General features: G+C 73.0%; 14 protein-coding genes. 8 read left to right on the top strand and 6 right to left on the bottom strand.

The features are described 5' to 3' along the window. Positions 1-827: 827 nt before the first annotated feature. The 5 genes from ACLQ2X_RS15995 (at position 828) to ACLQ2X_RS15975 (ending at position 8,010) form a co-directional block, all read left to right on the top strand. Complete coding sequence (locus ACLQ2X_RS15995) at positions 828-3,251, top strand: TRAP transporter permease (RefSeq protein ID WP_425681811.1); 2,424 nt, start codon at positions 828-830, stop codon at positions 3,249-3,251. Beyond that, positions 3,227-4,246 carry a TAXI family TRAP transporter solute-binding subunit gene (locus ACLQ2X_RS15990; RefSeq protein WP_425681810.1) on the top strand — a complete coding sequence of 340 codons (1,020 nt, stop codon included), beginning with the start codon at positions 3,227-3,229 and terminating at the stop codon, positions 4,244-4,246. The genes ACLQ2X_RS15995 and ACLQ2X_RS15990 overlap by 25 nt, the downstream gene beginning before the upstream one ends. Before the next feature lie 67 nt (positions 4,247-4,313). Further along, entirely contained in the window at positions 4,314-6,656 is a 2,343-nt protein-coding gene (locus tag ACLQ2X_RS15985; protein WP_425681809.1) for a nitrate- and nitrite sensing domain-containing protein, read from the top strand. Beyond that, the gene (locus tag ACLQ2X_RS15980; RefSeq protein WP_425681808.1) at positions 6,653-7,045 is read left to right on the top strand and encodes a roadblock/LC7 domain-containing protein; all 393 of its coding nucleotides are present in this window, start codon (positions 6,653-6,655) and stop codon (positions 7,043-7,045) included. Before ACLQ2X_RS15985 ends, ACLQ2X_RS15980 begins: the two co-directional genes overlap by 4 nt. Continuing rightward, positions 7,042-8,010 (top strand): TAXI family TRAP transporter solute-binding subunit, encoded by a 969-nt coding sequence (locus tag ACLQ2X_RS15975; protein WP_425681807.1) that lies wholly within the window; start codon positions 7,042-7,044, stop codon positions 8,008-8,010. The genes ACLQ2X_RS15980 and ACLQ2X_RS15975 overlap by 4 nt, the downstream gene beginning before the upstream one ends. A 112-nt stretch (positions 8,011-8,122) precedes the next feature. Here ACLQ2X_RS15975 and ACLQ2X_RS15970 read toward each other — a convergent pair whose 3' ends face one another. Then, positions 8,123-8,662, bottom strand: coding sequence for a GNAT family N-acetyltransferase (locus ACLQ2X_RS15970; protein ID WP_425681806.1), 540 nt, complete (start codon positions 8,660-8,662; stop codon positions 8,123-8,125). Between the two features lie 101 nt (positions 8,663-8,763). On the opposite strand from ACLQ2X_RS15970, the gene ACLQ2X_RS15965 reads away from it, so the two are divergent. Genes ACLQ2X_RS15965 through ACLQ2X_RS15955 form a run of 3 tightly spaced genes read left to right on the top strand, consistent with a single transcriptional unit; the run spans position 8,764 to position 11,068 of the window. Further along, on the top strand, positions 8,764-9,687 hold the full coding sequence (locus tag ACLQ2X_RS15965; protein ID WP_425681805.1) for an ATP-binding cassette domain-containing protein: 924 nt from the start codon (positions 8,764-8,766) through the stop codon (positions 9,685-9,687). 35 nt (positions 9,688-9,722) lie between these two features. Beyond that, positions 9,723-10,514 (top strand): ABC transporter permease, encoded by a 792-nt coding sequence (locus tag ACLQ2X_RS15960; RefSeq protein ID WP_425681804.1) that lies wholly within the window; start codon positions 9,723-9,725, stop codon positions 10,512-10,514. Then, positions 10,511-11,068, top strand: coding sequence for a TetR/AcrR family transcriptional regulator (locus ACLQ2X_RS15955; protein ID WP_425681803.1), 558 nt, complete (start codon positions 10,511-10,513; stop codon positions 11,066-11,068). Before ACLQ2X_RS15960 ends, ACLQ2X_RS15955 begins: the two co-directional genes overlap by 4 nt. Before the next feature lie 37 nt (positions 11,069-11,105). On the opposite strand, the gene ACLQ2X_RS15950 is transcribed toward ACLQ2X_RS15955, so the two are convergent. The 5 genes from ACLQ2X_RS15950 to ACLQ2X_RS15930 all read right to left on the bottom strand — a co-directional run bounded on the left by ACLQ2X_RS15950 (position 11,106) and on the right by ACLQ2X_RS15930 (position 15,689). Further along, complete coding sequence (locus ACLQ2X_RS15950; protein ID WP_425681802.1) at positions 11,106-11,648, bottom strand: hypothetical protein; 543 nt, start codon at positions 11,646-11,648, stop codon at positions 11,106-11,108. Next, positions 11,648-13,516: a DNA primase gene (dnaG, locus tag ACLQ2X_RS15945; protein WP_425681801.1), complete on the bottom strand. Its 1,869-nt coding sequence runs from the start codon at positions 13,514-13,516 to the stop codon at positions 11,648-11,650. The genes ACLQ2X_RS15950 and dnaG overlap by 1 nt, the downstream gene beginning before the upstream one ends. 94 nt (positions 13,517-13,610) lie before the next feature. Beyond that, positions 13,611-13,856: a helix-turn-helix transcriptional regulator gene (locus tag ACLQ2X_RS15940; RefSeq protein ID WP_357388648.1), complete on the bottom strand. Its 246-nt coding sequence runs from the start codon at positions 13,854-13,856 to the stop codon at positions 13,611-13,613. Positions 13,857-13,866: 10 nt separating this feature from the next. After that, a complete protein-coding gene (locus ACLQ2X_RS15935; RefSeq protein WP_425681800.1) occupies positions 13,867-14,718 on the bottom strand; it encodes an ABC transporter permease in 852 nt (283 codons plus the stop codon). Continuing rightward, positions 14,715-15,689: an ABC transporter ATP-binding protein gene (locus ACLQ2X_RS15930; RefSeq protein WP_425681799.1), complete on the bottom strand. Its 975-nt coding sequence runs from the start codon at positions 15,687-15,689 to the stop codon at positions 14,715-14,717. Before ACLQ2X_RS15930 ends, ACLQ2X_RS15935 begins: the two co-directional genes overlap by 4 nt. Positions 15,690-15,700: the final 11 nt, after the last annotated feature.

Genomic DNA, 15,700 nt, shown 5'->3' with positions numbered 1-15,700 from the left:
CCCGGCAAACCGCTTCGCCATCCCCCGCGCGGTGCCGTCCGCCTTCCCGTCGCCTCGACAACCATCGACCCACCTCGTCACGGTGCGTGTCCGCCGCGACGAGGCTGCGGAGCACCCGCAACCGGATCGGGGCACCGGTCCGGCCCGGATGCGGTGGCCGGAGGAGATCGTGCACGATGCCGCCCGGGTCACCGACGACAACTCGCCCGGGTCCGGTTCGGTGGTCACGGCGAGTAGAGCGGCGTGGGTGACAGCTCCGCCGAACGCCTCGGTGGGACGCGACGCGCGACGGCGCACCTGGGCATCGCGGCGAAGCGGCGCTCGACGGCCGCCGGAGGGCCGGCCACGCACCGCGGCGAATGATCATGGATTGGTCGTGCTCGTACCCGTTCACGCGCCGCCACCTGCGGCGGCGGTCTGCGGTGAGGTGGCGCGGACCGTGTCGGTGTCCGAGACGGCGCGACACGGACCCGGCGTGCCGTCGGGCGGGCGCGTGGCGCCGCGGGTCGCGCCCGTCGAGCCGGAGGGCCGGGCCATGGCGTCACGCACGCAGGCGGTGACCCGGGTCGGGCATTCCTCGGGAGGCGGAATAGCTCCACCAATCAACTACCATGAGTAACGGGATCGCGTCCAGCAAACCTTCCGTGCATCGTTGGAATCGTGGCCGGCCCGCTCCCCGCAAGGGGATTGCCGAAGCGCTCTTCGCACGCCGAAGGGGGATTGCGAGAAACTCTCAGGAGAGTGGTCCGACTATCTCTCCGTCACTCATTGCAATCATGATCGGCAATGTTCCCATCGCGCACTCCATTCGCGTATCGTGCCCCCTCGTGCCGTCCGTTCGCCCCCCCGAAGCGACGCCCCCGACGCCCCGGCCACCGGCCGCCGCGCAAGCGGGGTCCGACGCGGGCTCCGATCCGGTCCCCCTCCCCGCGGACGAAGGCAGCGTCAGCAGCGCGGCCTGGGCCGACGACGGTCCGGGCGAACCGCACCTGCACACCCGGCAGGAGGCGCGCCGCCTCGACGCCGCCCACCATCCGGCCGACGGCACCACGGCAGACGGCACGCACCCCGGCAGCGACAACCACCCCCGAGGCGAGCACCACCCCGGGAGCGAGGACCACCCCGGGAGCGAGGACCACCCCGGGACCGCGCACCGCCTCGGCACCGGCGACGACCCGGACACAAAGGAACTGGCCGCGCGGTTCGAGGACGAGAAACCCGGACGGATGCTGGCCGGACCGGTCGGGCTCCTCTTCACCGGGGTCACCGTCGCGGTCGCGCTGCTGACGCTCTGGCAGGTCTTCTTCCCGCTGCCGCAGGGCAGCAAGTACTACCTCATCTTCTTCCTGGCCGGCATCCTGCCGATGGTGTTCCTCGCGTACCCCTCGGGGGTGCGCCTGCGCCGCGAGGGCACCGACCTGGCCGATCAGGCGGAGCCGCGCGGGCCGACGCCCGTCGACTGGCTGCTGGCGGCCCTCGCGCTTGTGGTCTGCCTCTACCCGGTACTGCCGGTCGCGATCGGCGCCGCCGGCGGCGGCTACGACGCCTTCCTCGACCGGCAGGGCCTGCTCGACCCAATGGACGTGGCGTTCGGCACCGGCCTGCTGGTCCTCCTGCTGGAGGCGTGCCGACGCACCACCGGCTGGATCCTGCCGGCGGTCTGCGTGCTGTTCCTGGGATACGGCTACTACGGCGGGCTGCTGCCGCAGGCCTGGCCGGTGGCGCACGCCGGGCTCGACTTCGGACAGATGGTCGACTCGTTCTACAACTCCGACAGCGGCTTCTACGGCACCCCGCTGGACGTGGCCGCGTCGTACATCGTGCTGTTCACCATCTACGGCGCGGTGCTCGACCTGTCCGGGGCGGGCCGGTTCTTCGTGGAGCTGTCCGCCGCCGCGTTCCGCCGTTCCCGTACCGCCGCCGGGCGCACCGCCGTGGCCTCCGGGTTCCTGCTCGGCACGGTTTCCGGCTCCGGCGCCGCGACCACGGTCAGCATCGGAGCGGTGACCTGGCCGATCCTGCGTCGGGCCGGCTACCCGGCCGAGCGGGCCGGCGGCATGCTGGCCGCCGCCGGTGTGGGCGCGATCCTGTCCCCGCCGACGCTCGGCGCGGCCGCCTTCATCATCGCCGAGTACCTGGGCGTGTCCTACCTGCAGGTGCTCGGCTGGGCCACGGTGCCGACGATCCTCTACTACCTGGGCATCCTGCTCTCCGTGGAGATCGACGCCCGGCGCTCCGGCGTACGCCCGGTGGTCATCGCCGCCGGCTCGGCATGGCGGCTGCTGGCGCGCTTCGGCTACCACTTCCTCTCCCTGTTCGTGATCATCGTGGTGCTGGCGCTGGGCTGGTCGGCGACGCGGGCGGTGGTGATCGCCACCGCGCTGGCATTCGTCCTGTCCTTCCTGGACCGGCGGCACCGGCTCACGCCGGGCCGGCTGGTGGCGGCGCTGCGCGACGGCGTGCGCGGGGTACTCGCGGTCAGCGCGGTCTGCGCGGCGGCCGGCATCATCACCGCCACCACCACGAAGACCGGCCTCGGGCCGCAGGCGGCGGCGCTGCTGATCGACGGCGCGCAGGTGGTCAGCTCGGAGCCGGCAGTCGTGCTGGCACTCACCGCCGTGCTCGCCGCGGTCGCGCTCAGCCTGCTCGGCCTCGCCGTGCCGGTCACCGCGTCCTTCGTCATCGGTTGGGTGATCATCGGCCCGGCGCTGCTGAACCTGGGCGTCTCCGCGCCCGCCGCGGCCATGTTCGTCTTCTACTTCGCGGTGCTGTCCGAGGTGTCCCCGCCGACGGCCCTGGCCGCGGTCGCCGCCGCCGCGGTCACCGGCGGTCGGCTGGTGCCGACGATGTGGCAGACCCTGCGGTACGCGCTGCCGGCCTACCTCATCCCGCTGGCCTTCGTGGTCACCCCGACCGGCCTCGGCCTGCTCGGCATCGGTGGGTTCGGGCGGATCCTGACCGCCGGCCTGGTCTCCGCGCTCGGCGTCGCCGTGCTGGCCGTGGCGGCCGGCGGCTGGCTGCCCGGCGTGGGGCGGGCCGGAGCGCCGGAGCGGATCGTCGGCGCGGTCGCCGGGCTGGTGCTGCTCTGGCTGGAACCGCTGCCCATGGCGATCGGCGCGGCGCTCGCCGCGCTGGCCGTCGCGGGCGTGTACGTGCGACGTCGCGCCGGTAGTAACGCCGGCGACCCGTCGGTACGGAAATCGGTGGACCATGGGGAGGAGAGAGAGTGGGACGGATCGACGCGAGGATAGTGGCAGGGGTCGGGGCACTGGTCCTGGTCACCGCTGGCACCGCCGGCTGCGGAGGTCGCCAGGACAGTGCGGCGACGGACGACGCGGCCCGCGACATCAGCTGCAAGGTCACCAAGGACACCCGGGTCGGCATCGCGACCGGCAACGCGACAGGCGTCTACTACGTGGTGGGCAACGCGCTCGCCGGCCAACTCAGCAAGACGACCGACGGCAAGCTCTCCGGCACGGCCGCGGAGACCGGCGCCTCGGTGCAGAACGTGGAGCAGCTCGTCGCCGGGCAGTACGACGTGGCGTTCTCGCTGTTCGACACCGCGGTGAACGCGGTGCAGGGCAAGGGGAACTTCACCGCGCCGCAGCCGGTCAAGGCGCTGGCCCGGATCTACGACAACTACACGCAGGTGGTCGTGCGGGCCGACGCGGGCATCACGTCGGTGGCGGACATGAAGGGCAAGAAGATCTCCACCGGCTCACCCAAGTCCGGTACCGAGGTCATCGCCAACCGGCTGCTCACCGCTGCCGGGCTGGACCCGGCGAAGGACGTCCAGGCACAGCGGCTCGACCTCACCAAGACCGTCGACGGCATGAAGGACGGCAGCATCGACGGCTTCTTCTGGTCCGGCGGCGTGCCGACCGGCGGGGTCACCGACCTGTTCACCACCTCCGGTGACAAGGTGAAATTCGTCGACATCAGCCCGCTGCTGCCGAAGATGGCCGAACTGAACCCTGCGTACCAGGCCGGAACCATCGGCAAGGACATCTACAAGACCCCGGCCGACGTGCCGACCATCGTGGTGCCGAACGTGCTGCTGGTCCGGGACAACCTCGACGCCGACGTGGCTTGCGCGATCACCCGGACGGTCTTCGACAAGAAGGACGTCCTGGCGCAGGCGAACCCGGCGGCGAAGGGCATCGAGCTGGGCAACGCCCGCAAGACCGACCCGGTGCAGCTGCACCGGGGCGCGGAGCGGGCACTGAGCGACCTCGGCGCGAGCTGACCTGATCGGGTCGGGTCCGGACGCATGTCCGGGCCCGACCCGGCCCGACCCTGATCCGGAGACCCACGTGCCGCTGCCCCATCCGGCCCGCGTACGCCGGCACAACCGTTCCGCGGACCGCACCGGACGCCTGCGCTCCGTCCGCGTCCAACTGCTCGCCCCGATCCTGGTGGCCACGGCCGGCCTGGTCGTGCTCGGCGCGGTGCAGACCAGCTCCGCGCTCGACGCGTCCGCCGACGCCGACCGGGCCCGCGTGCTGGCCGGCACCGCCACCGCCACCGTGCGGCTGGTCCACGAACTGGAGCGCGAACTCGCCGAGACCGCCGCGCTGCGCCAGCGTGGCGGCACGGCCGGGCGGCCGCTCGTCGACGCCCAACGGCGTCGGGTGGACGCCGCTGTCGACCGTTACCGCTCGGCCGGCCGGGACGCCCGCCGGGCCGCCCCGAACCTGACCGGGGTGCTCGACGACGCGAACGGACGCCTCAACCAGATGTCGCCCACCCGGGAGCTGGCGTTGGCCGGCGAGCGCGGCGACGTGGCGTACGGGTCGCTGGTCGAGTCGCTGCTCACGGTGGCGGACGCGCTGCCCAGCCAGCTCCGCGACGCGGACCTGGCCAACGAGGCCCGTGAGGTCGCCGCGGTGGCCGCCCAGGAGCACCTGTCCGCGCTGGAGCGTGACCTGCTGCGCGCGGTGTTCGTCCGAGGTGGACTGCAGCGCGGCGAGTTGGGTCGGCTGGGTCGGCTGCGCGGTGCGCGGGAACAACGGCAGGCCGAGTTCCTCCGGATCGCCTCCGGGTCGGCGCGCGCCGACTGGTACCGCCTGGTCGACGGCACGGACGTGACGACCGCCCGGCGCATCCGGGACACGGTGCTGGACTCCGACGGCGCGCCCGGATCGCTTCGGACCGACGGCGACGCATGGTACGTGGCGCAGAGCGGCGCGATCCGCCGCTACAACCTGCTCGGCCGGGAACTGTCCGACGGGCTGGACCGGGACGCGGCCGACCTGGCCGGAACGGCCCGCCTGCGTGCGGTAGTGACCGCCGGCGCGACCAGCACCGTCGCGCTCGCCTCGCTGGCCACCGCCGTGCTGCTGGCGGTGCGTACCAGCCGCCGCCTGCGTCGACTGCGGATCGCCGCGCTCACCATGGCGAACCGGGAACTGCCGGAGCGGATCACCTCGATCGCGTCGGGTGTGGGGGCGCCGGCCGAGGGCCAGGCGACCCGGATGACCGCCGGCATCCGCCAGGGACGCGACGAGGTGGCGCAGGTCGCGGAGGCGTTCGACACGGTGAACCGGGCCGCGCTGCGCCTCGCCGGCCAGCAGGCCGAGCTGCGCCTGGACATGACCCGGATGGCCGAGGCGCTGGCCCGGCGCATCCGTACCCTGATCACCCGGCAGTTGCGGCTGCTCGACGACTTCGAGCGCGAGGAGACCGACCCGGACGCGCTGGCGCGCCTGTTCGCGCTTGACCACCTGGCCGCCCGGTTGCGCCGCAACGGGGAGAACCTGCTGGTCCTCGCGGGCGGGGAGCCCGGCCGGGGGCACGAGGGCGCGTTGCTCCTGGACGATGTGGCGCGGGCGGCGGCCTCCGAGATCGAGGACTACCAGCGGGTGGAGATCGAGGTGCCGACCGCGGCGGTCCACGGCTTGGCGGCCGGCAACCTGGTGCACCTGCTGGCCGAGCTGCTGGAGAACGCGACCGTCTACTCGCCGCCGAACTCGCGGGTGCTGGTCAACGGCCGGCGCACGATCGACGGGCTGGTGCTACGCGTGCACGACCAGGGCATCGGCATCAGCGACAAGCGGCTCGCCGAGATCAACGAACGACTGGCCGCCCCGGCCATGCTGTCCAGCGCCGCCGCCGGCAGCATGGGCCTGCACGTGGTGGCGCACCTGGCCGCCCGACACGGCATCCGGGTGCAGTTGCACAATCCCGGCGCCGGCACGATCGCCCAGATCGACGTACCGGAGTCGGTGTTGACCCGGGTGGAGGCGGCGTCGGTCCGCCCGCCCGCCGAGCGGCGGGCACACGGACGCGGGGCGCCGTGGTTCAAGGGCGTGCCCGGCGCGCCGGCCGCCCCCCGCGAGCTGGTCAGCGCGGTAGCGGCCGGCGGTCCGGTGCGCGGCGTCGCCACGGTGCGACCACAGGCCAACGCGCCCCTGACACCGGGCACGTCGCGGGTCCGGCCGGTGAGCGCGCTGCCGCCCACGACCGGCGCCGGGCTGCCCCGGCGGCCGGTCGGCGAGCACCTGCCCGCGCCGATGCCCCCGGTGGGCGCGCCGCAGCCCGCCACGGACCTACTCGACCCCGAAGTGGTACGTGCAAGGCTGTCCGCCCTCGCCGAGGGTGTGGCCAGCGCGACGCGCCGTGCCCCGAACACCACACCCCCCGGGAGAAGACCATGACCTCACCCGTTTCGACCGGCCTGGATTGGCTGTTGAAGAACTTCGCCGATCAGGTGCCGGATGTCTCACACGCGATCGCGGTGTCCGAGGACGGGCTGCGGCTGGCGTCGTCCCCGGACCTCTCCCACGATCAGGTCGACCAGCTCTCCGCGGTGATCAGCGGCCTGGCCAGCCTGACCGTGGGTGCGGCCCGGTTGATGTCCGCCGGCCGGGTACGCCAGCAGATCGTCGACATGGACGGCGGGGTGTTGCTGGTGATGGCGGTCGGCGAGCGGGCGCTGCTCGGTGTGCTCGCCGCCCCCGGCTGCGACCTGGGGCAGATCGGTTACGAGACGGCGACGCTCGTGCAGCGGGTGGCGGAGGCGCTGGAACCGGCGGTCCGCCGGTGACCGGCCGCGGGCGGCGACTGGTGGCGGCGCTGGTGGGGCTGGCGCTGGTGGCGGGTTGCGGCGCGGAGCGCCCCGACTCGCAGGTGTGGCACGACGGGCGCATCTTCGTGGCTACCGGCAACACCACGGGCGTCTACTACCAGCTCGGCGGCGGGTACGCCGACCTGATCACCCAGCATCTGCCCGGTTACGAGGCGCGGGCAGAGCCGACCGGGGCGTCGGTGGAGAACATCACCCGGGTGGCCAGCGGTGACATGGAGATCGCGTTCAGCCTGGCCGACACGGCGTCGGACGCGGTCCAGGGGCGGGGGACGTTCGACAAGCAGCCCCAGCCGGTACGGGCTCTGGCCCGGGTCTACAGCAACTACACGCATGTGATCGTCCGGACCTCAGGCAAGATCGACAGTTTCGCCGATCTGCGGGGCAAGCGCGTCTCGACCGGCTCGCCGAGGTCCGGTACGGACATCATCGCCGGGCGGCTGCTCACCGCCGCCGGCATGGACCCGACCCGGGACATCCAGCGCTTCAACCTGTCGCTGCCGGAAACGGTCAAGCAGATGCGCACGAACGACCTCGATGCGATGTTCTTCGCCGGCGGCCTGCCCACGCCGGGTGTGAAGGACCTGCTCTCCTCGGCACCGGGAAAGTTCCGGCTGCTGCCCCTCGCCGAGTTGGTCGAACCGCTCGATGCCCGCTACAGCGGGGTCTACACCGCCGCCACGCTGCCGAAGGACGTGTACGGCACCCCCGAGCCGACGCCCACCATCACGGTGGCGAACGTGCTCGTGGTGCCGGTGGACATGCCCGAGCAGCTCGCGTACGACCTGACGCGGGTGCTGTTCACGTGGCAGGGCGACCTGATCCGGGTGCATCCGGAGGCGGCGAACTTCAACCGGGCCAGTGCGGCGGCGACCGGGGCGGTTCCGCTGCACCCTGGTGCGCTCCGCTTCTACCGCACCGGCTGAGGCGAGGTGACGTGCGGTGGGCCGGCCGGGCCGGCCCACCCGCGCGTGCCGCGGAACGTGAGCCCGACCGGGCCGGCCGGCGGCACGGCGCGGACGGGCGTCGCCTCGCCGGCTACGGCGTCCAGTCGCGTCGGAGCAGCCCGTAGACGGCCATGTCGGCGAAGCCGTCGCCGTCGTACTCGCGCTCGCGCTGGATGCCTTCGAGCGTGAAGCCGCACGCCTCGGCGGTACGCCGCATCGCGGTGTTGCCGGCCAGCGTCTCGATCTCCAGACGGCGGAGGTTGCGGCTGCGGAAGCCGTACCGGCAGAGCAGGCGGATCACGTCGGTGCCGTATCCCTGGCCACGTGCCTCCGGGAGCAGCGTGATGCCGAGGTGGGCGAACTGGCTGAACGGGTTGATCCCCCACAGCACGCCGCCGCCCAGGAACGTGCCGTCGGCCACGGTCTCGGCCAGCAGCGACACCGAACTCCGGCCGTCGGGCGGCTCGGTGACCTGTTTCTCCAGCCGGGCCCGGACCTGGCCGACGTGGTGCGGCAGGAACGGCTCGTCGTCGGTGATCAGGTGCAGCTCGGGGTCGCTGTGCAGGCGGAACATGTTCGGCGCGTCGTCGGGCGTGGGGGGCCGCAGCCGGACGCGGTCGGTGGCGAACATTCCGCGACGCTAGCAGCCCGTCCCGAACATTACGATCGGTTATCCGGCGGTCGGGGGCATCCCATACCCCCACCCTACCGACCGGTCGGTAGGGTGGGGGTATGACCCCGCTCGTGCTCGCCACCGCCCTGACCAAGACCTACCGGAACCGGGACGCCCTGTGCGCGCTCGACCTCGCCATCGCGCCGGGCAGCCGCTTTGTCGTGCTCGGCCACAACGGCGCGGGCAAGTCGACCCTGCTGGAGGTCATCGCGACGCTGCGCACCCCGACGTCGGGCTCGGTACGCATCGGCGGGTTCGACACGGTGACGCAGGCGCGGGACGCCCGGCGCCTGCTCGGCCTCGCGCCGCAGTCGAATGCCCTGGACCCACTCGCCTCGCCTGTCGAGGTGCTCGACTTCCACGGCGTGGCGCTCGGGCTGGGCCGCCGGCAGCGAGCCCGCCGCACGCGGGAACTCGTCGACCTGTTCGGTCTGGGTGAGCACCGCTCGTCCCGGGTGGCCACGCTCTCCGGCGGCACCCGGCGGAAACTGGACCTGGCCGTGGCGCTCGTCGCCGAGCCGGCCGTGGTGATCCTGGACGAGCCGACCACCGGCCTGGACCCGCTCGCACGCATCGACTTCTGGACCGAACTGACCCGCCTCAACCAGGGCGGCACCTCGCTGCTCATCTCCACCCAGGACCTCCACGAGGCGGACGTGCTGGCCACGGAGATCGCGGTGCTCCGGGACGGCCGGGTGGTCGCCCAGGGCTCACCGGCGTCGCTCAAGCAGCGCGTGGGCAGCCGCACGCTGACGATCGACCTGTCCGACGACGCCGCCGCGACCGCGCTCGCCGCCGCCTCCGAGGCCGGTTTCCGGGCCGACCCCGACCGTCCGGCCCGGGTCCGCCTCAGCGTCCCGGACGACCCGCGGGCGCTGACGGCAGCCCTGCACGAGACGGGCGCGGCCGCCGCCGACATCACCCGGCTCCAGCTCGCCGAACCGTCCCTCGACGACGTCTTCGTCGCCCTCGCCGCCCGCTGAGGCGTGCCCCACCACACCCGGAAAGGCCCGACACCGTGCTCCCGCTCGCGCTCACCCCGCCCCGCCACTCCCCTGCCCCGGTCGTCCTCGCGGCGATCGGACGCTCGACCCGGGCCGTGCTCCGTACCCCCGCGCTGCTTGTCGCCCCGGTCGCCCAGTCCCTGTTCTTCCTGCTCGTCTACGCCGGGCAGCTCGACGCCGTGGGCAGCACCTACCTGGACGGGACGGGTTTCGTCGCGTTCCTGCTGCCGCTGATCCTGCTCACCGGCGTCGCCACCGGCGCGGGCGCGGCGGGCACCCTGGTGCTGGGCGACATCACCAGCGGATACCTCGACCGCCTGCGGCTCGCCCACGGCACCACGACACCGTTCCTCGTCGGCCCGGTCGTCGCCGCGCTGATCGCTGTCGTACTCCAGATGACGGTCACGGTCGCCGGCGCGTCGCTTATCGGCTACCGGCCCACGAGCTGGTCCGGCGTCGCCGGGATGCTGCTGCTGATGCTGGCCCTGGGTCTCGGCGTGGCGCTGCTGAGCATGGCGCTCGCGATCCGGTCGGCCTCGGCCTCGACCACCAACCTGGTCACGCTCGTCGTGTTCGGCCTGTCGTTCTTCACCGGCGTGTTCGCGCCGGTCGACGAACTCGCCGGCTGGATGCGCCTGATCGCCCGGGTCAACCCGCTCACCTATATCGTCGACACCGCCCGCCAGCTCGGCGACGGCACGGCGCTCACCTCGGCCCCGATCGGCGTCACGGCGATCGTCACCCTCGCCGTCGCCGGAACCGCCGCCTGCGCCCTCGCCCTCCAGCACGTGAGAAAGAACCGATGAACCCCACCGACACCCGCACCCAGATCATGGACGCCTTCGCCGAGCAGCTCGCCGCGACCGGCTACCAGGGCATCTCCCTGGTCGGCGTGGGCCGCAGCGTGGGCATCCAGAAGCCGTCCATCTACCACCACTTCCCCGGCGGGAAGGAGGACCTCTACATCGCGGTGGCGGAACGGTACATCCGGGACGTCGGCGGCCGGATCTCGGCAGCGCTGACCGGACCCGGCGACGTGACGCGACGGCTGCACGCGCTCGCCGCCGTCGCCGCCGGGCAGCACGGCGACGCGATCACCTTCGAGCAGCGCATCTACGACACGCTGCCGCTGGTCTCCGCCGAGACCAGCGAGCACGTCTCGGGCCTCTACGTCGCGCTGATGCTGGCGCCGGTGACCCGGTTCTTCGCCGACGCGCGGGCCGAGGGCGCCGTCACCGGCGACCCCGAGTTCCTGATGAACGCGTTCCTGCACCTGGCCCGCGCGGCCGACCTCACCGACGACACCGGGCCGGACCGGGTTGTCGCGCTCTTCCTCGACGGCGCCCGCCCACGCACCTGAACGGTCCGCGCCGTCGACTCCCCCGGCCGGCGGGGCCTCAGACGTCGGCGGGGGTGGTGGCGGCGCGCGCCTCCGCGACCAGCCGGTCGGTCTCGGCGACCACCGCTTCGTCGTCGGCGGGCGTGCCCGGGTCGTAGCGGACCGTCCAGGTCAGTCCGTCCACCCCGGACACCCGCCGGGCCGCGATCCGGCCGGCACCGCCGGGCACCTCGTGGTGCACGGTGTACGCCACCGAACCGGTGACCCGGGCCCGCACCTGGTGCGGCAGGTCGCCCGGGTCCACCAGCAGGTGGGTTTCGGGCGGGCCGTCGACGACGACCAGGTAGCCGTCGCGCTCGGCGAGCGGCTCCGCCGGGGTGACGGTGAGTTCCCGGCCGGACCAGACCGCCTTGAGGACGTCGTGCCAGCCGAGACGCTCCGCCCGGCCGGGCAGCCAGAGCCCGCGGTTGGTGGCCACCAGCACGCCCTCACCGGCACCGTCACCCTTGCCGGCGGCGGCCCAGGCCAGCACCCGCTCGTCGGCGGTCAGCGGCGGCCGGTCGGCCGACGGCAGCTTCGGGCGGCGTCTGAACAAACCCATCACAAACCTCCGGCGGCCTGCTCGCGCAGCGCCCGCGCGTGTTGTTCCAGCGAGAGCAACTCCCCGAACAGGGCGAAGTATTCGTCCTTGTGACTCACCGGGTTGACCCGCTGGATCTTCGACTTCAGGTCACGAATCCGGCCGGTGACCGAACTCCACTGGAGCCGGGCCATGGTGACCGAGACGTAGCGCGGGTCGGGCTCGCCGTCGATGCGCAACGGGTCCACCGCCAGTTCACCGACCAGCGCCTGGCCGGCCAGGTCGTCGCAGGCGTCGCGGACCTGCTCGATCCATACCGCGCCGCCGGTGGCGCCGGCCGCGCCGCCGGCCGCGGCGATGGCGGTGCGCACCGCCACGTGCACCGGGTGCTGGTAGTCGCCCGCCTCGACCGCATCGAACATCGGCCCGGCGAGCACCGGCTCCTGCAACGCCAGTTTGAGCGCCTCCCGCTCCACCATGGAACGCGGGCTGTCCACCGCCGCCACGGCCGGGCCCGACCGGTTCGGGGCGGGGCGACCGGCGGCCGGCTGGCCGTGCGTGGCGGCCAGCACCGCCCGCTGCACCGGCTCGATCTCCATGCCGAGGTCGGCGGCCAGCTTGCGCACGTACTCCGGGCGCTTCTCCCGATCCTTGATCTTGGCCACCAGCGGGGCCGCGCGGCGCATGGCCTCGACCCGCCCGTCGACGGTGTCCAGGTCGAACCGGCTGATCACGTGCCGCAGCGCGAAGTCGACGAGCGGCTCGCGGCGGGCCACCAGGTCGCGTACGGCCAGGTCGCCCTTGGCCAGCCGCAGCTCGCACGGGTCCATGTTGTCGGGGCTGACCGCGATGAACGTGCGCCCGACGAAGCGCTGGTCGTCCTCGAACGCCCGCAACGCGGCCTTCTGACCGGCCGCGTCACCGTCGAAGGTGAAGATGATCTCGCCGGCCCGTTCGTCGCTGTCGAACAGCACCCGGCGCAGCACCGAGATGTGGTCGCCGCCGAACGCGGTGCCGCACGTCGCCACCGCGGTCGGCACGTCGGCGAGGTGGCAGGCCATCACGTCGGTGTAGCCCTCGACCACCACCACCTTGCCCTGCTTGGCGATCTCCCGCTTGGCCTGGTCGATGCCGTAGAGCACGTGCGACTTCTTGTAGAGCGGCGTCTCGGGGGTGTTGAGGTATTTCGGGCCGTCGTCGTCGTCGAACAGCTTGCGCGCGCCGAAGCCGATCACGTCGCCGGTGATGTCCCGGATGGGCCACATCAGCCGGCGGCGGAACCTGTCGATCAACGACCCGGAGCGGGCCGGACGGGACAGGCCGCCGGTGACCATCTCGTCGTGGCTGAAGCCCTGCTGGCGCAGGTGCTTGGTGAGCAGGTCCCACCCGTCCGGGGCGAACCCGCAGGTGTAGCGCTCGGCGGCGGCCCGGTCGAACCCGCGCGCCGCCAGGAACTCCCGGGCCGGACGGGCACCGGCGGTGGTCAGCTGGGCCCGGTAGAACTCGACGGCGGCGGCGTGCGCGGCCACCAGGCGCTGCCGCTGCCCCTGCTGCGGACGGGTACGCGGCGCGGACCGGTCGTCCTCGACGTATCGCAGCTGGATGCCGGCGCGGGCGGCGAGCCGCTCGACGGACTCGACGAAGCTGAGGTGCTCGGCGTCCATCAGGAACTTGATCGCGTCGCCGCCGACCCCGCAGCCGAAGCAGTAGAACACGTTGCGGGCGGGCGAGACGTTGAACGAAGGGCTCTTCTCGTCGTGGAACGGGCAGAGCCCCTTGAGGTTGCCGCCGCCTGCCGACCTGAGCGTCACCACGTCGGAGATGACATCCGCGATGGAGGTGCGCTCGCGGACCAGCGCGATGTCCTCGTCCCGGATCCGCCCCGCCATGACCGCCACCCCCCTCGGCCTACATCCTGCCCTGCCGGACCGACGTCACGGCGGCCGGGGGACGGGCGGGTGGCCGACCCGCCCGCCCACGGGCTCAGGCCGAGCGGGCGGCGGCGGGGTCGCCGATGCGCGGGAACGGCTCGATGGAGAAGACCACCTCGACCGGCACCTCGAAGTACGCGGCGATGCGCAGCGCCAGGTGCAGGCTGGGCCGGAACTCACCGCGCTCCAGGTAGCCGACGGTCTGGTAGTGCACACCGAGCGCGTCGGCGAGCTGCCGCCGGGAGACGCCCCGTTCGGCGCGCAGCACCGCGATCCGGTTGTGCACGGTCTCGCTCATCGACGCCCTCTCATCCGACCCGCTGCATGGCCCGCTCCCGCCGGGCGGCGACCCGCGAGCCGGACTCCCGGCGGGCCATCCGGCGCAGCACCACCGGGGCCAGCACGAGCCCGAGCACCGCCCAGGCGCCGAGCACGCCGACCGTCTCCAGGTGCCGCCAGGAGCCGCCGAGTTCGACCGCCGCGAGGTCAGCGGGGAGCAGCGCCGAGCGCATGCCCAAGCCTAGCCAGTAGAGCGGGAACACCTGGGCGACGCCCTGGAGCCAGCCGGGCAGGCCGTTGATCGGAGAGAAGATGCCGGACAGGGCGATCAGACCGAAGATCGGCATCACCACCAGGCCCATGTTGCGCGGGTTCTCGATCAGCGAGCCGATCACCGCCCCCAGCGGCAGCGTCGCGACCAGGCCGAGCGGCACCACCCAGGCCAGGGTGAGCCAGGCACCGGGATCGCCGAGCCGCAGCCCGTCGAGGAAGAACAGCCCTGGGGTGAGCTGGATGGCCACGCCGATCAACGCGACCGCCGAGACCAGCACGATCTTGCCGACCAGGTAGCCGAGCATGCCGTCCGGGATCGCCTTGGCGCGCAGCAGCGTGCCGTCCTCCCGGTCGATCACGAGCTGGTTGGCCAGCCCGAGCAGGCCGCCGAAGAGCAGGCCCATGCCGAGCGCGCTGGGCAGCGTACGGGCGCCGAGCGAGAAGTCGGTGCCGGGCACTGTCGAACCGCGCATCCAGAACACGGCGACCAGCAGCACCACGGTGGGGAAGAAGTAGGTCCAGAGATCCTGGCCGTTGGTGAACGTGGCGCGCAGCTCGATCAGGCCACGCCGCAGCCCGGCGCGCAGCGCGTTCGTGGTCGGGTTCATCGGTTCGCCTCCTGCTGCCACACCCGCTCGGCCCGCCCGGTGCGGATGCCGGTCTCCTCCTCGTGCACCAGGGCCAGATAGGCGTCCTCCAGGCTGGCCCGGCGCACCTCCAGCTCCCCCACCCGATCGCCGTGCTCGCGGAGCAGGTCGCGCAGGAACGCGGTGGCATCGGCGGTGCAGTGCACGTACCGCTCGCCGGCGCGGGTCCAGCGGACCTCGGCGTCCCCCGCGACTCGCCGGGCGAGCTGGTCCGGCGAGCCCTCGGCGATGATCCGGCCGCCGGCCAGGATGAGGATGCGGTCGGCCAGCTTCTCCGCCTCGGCCAGGTCGTGGGTGGTCAGCACGATCGTGGTCTCGTCCAGGTCGGCGAGTCGGTGCACCAGCTCGTGGAACTCGCGCCGGGCGGCCGGGTCGAAGCCGACCGTCGGCTCGTCCAGGAAGAGCAGTTCCGGCCGGCCCACGATGCCGACCGCCACGTCGAGGCGGCGACGCTGGCCGCCGGAGAGCCGGGCCACCCGGCTGCCGGCGTGCGCGGTCAGGCCGACGGTGGCCAGCAGGTCGTCGACCGGCCACGGGCGCGGGCTCCGGTCGGTGGCGTACGGCGCGTAGAAGTCGCCGAGGTGGGCGAGCAGCTCACGGACCCGCCACTTGCCGTGGTCGCGCCAGGACTGGAGCACCACGCCCAGCCGGGCACGCCACCGCTCGTCACCGTGGGCGGGATCGACGCCGAGCACCTGGATCGTGCCGGCCGAGGGCAGCCGGAAGCCCTCCAGGATCTCGATGGTGGTCGTCTTGCCCGCGCCGTTGGGTCCGAGCAACGCCACCACCTCGCCCCGCCGGGCGGTGAGGTCGACGCCGTGCAGCACGTCGACGGCGCCGTAGCGCATACGCAGGTCGCGGACGTCGAGGACGAGATCCTCGTCGGGAGGCCGGGAGGACGCGGCGACCCCCGGATGTTCAACCACAGTCATACCTTGGAATG

It is taken from the genome of Micromonospora sp. DT31 (assembly GCF_049841795.1).
Classification (GTDB): domain Bacteria; phylum Actinomycetota; class Actinomycetes; order Mycobacteriales; family Micromonosporaceae; genus Micromonospora.
This window is presented reverse-complemented; position numbering and strand designations above follow the sequence as displayed.

Coding starts and splice junctions, on each gene's coding strand:
- ACLQ2X_RS15980 (WP_425681808.1), top strand. CDS start 6,653: ATGACCTCACCCGTTTCGACCGGCCTGGATTGGCTGTTGAAGAACTTC.
- ACLQ2X_RS15970 (WP_425681806.1), bottom strand. CDS start 8,662: ATGTTCGCCACCGACCGCGTCCGGCTGCGGCCCCCCACGCCCGACGAC.
- ACLQ2X_RS15965 (WP_425681805.1), top strand. CDS start 8,764: ATGACCCCGCTCGTGCTCGCCACCGCCCTGACCAAGACCTACCGGAAC.
- ACLQ2X_RS15955 (WP_425681803.1), top strand. CDS start 10,511: ATGAACCCCACCGACACCCGCACCCAGATCATGGACGCCTTCGCCGAG.
- ACLQ2X_RS15950 (WP_425681802.1), bottom strand. CDS start 11,648: ATGGGTTTGTTCAGACGCCGCCCGAAGCTGCCGTCGGCCGACCGGCCG.
- dnaG (WP_425681801.1), bottom strand. CDS start 13,516: ATGGCGGGGCGGATCCGGGACGAGGACATCGCGCTGGTCCGCGAGCGC.
- ACLQ2X_RS15940 (WP_357388648.1), bottom strand. CDS start 13,856: ATGAGCGAGACCGTGCACAACCGGATCGCGGTGCTGCGCGCCGAACGG.
- ACLQ2X_RS15935 (WP_425681800.1), bottom strand. CDS start 14,718: ATGAACCCGACCACGAACGCGCTGCGCGCCGGGCTGCGGCGTGGCCTG.
- ACLQ2X_RS15930 (WP_425681799.1), bottom strand. CDS start 15,689: ATGACTGTGGTTGAACATCCGGGGGTCGCCGCGTCCTCCCGGCCTCCC.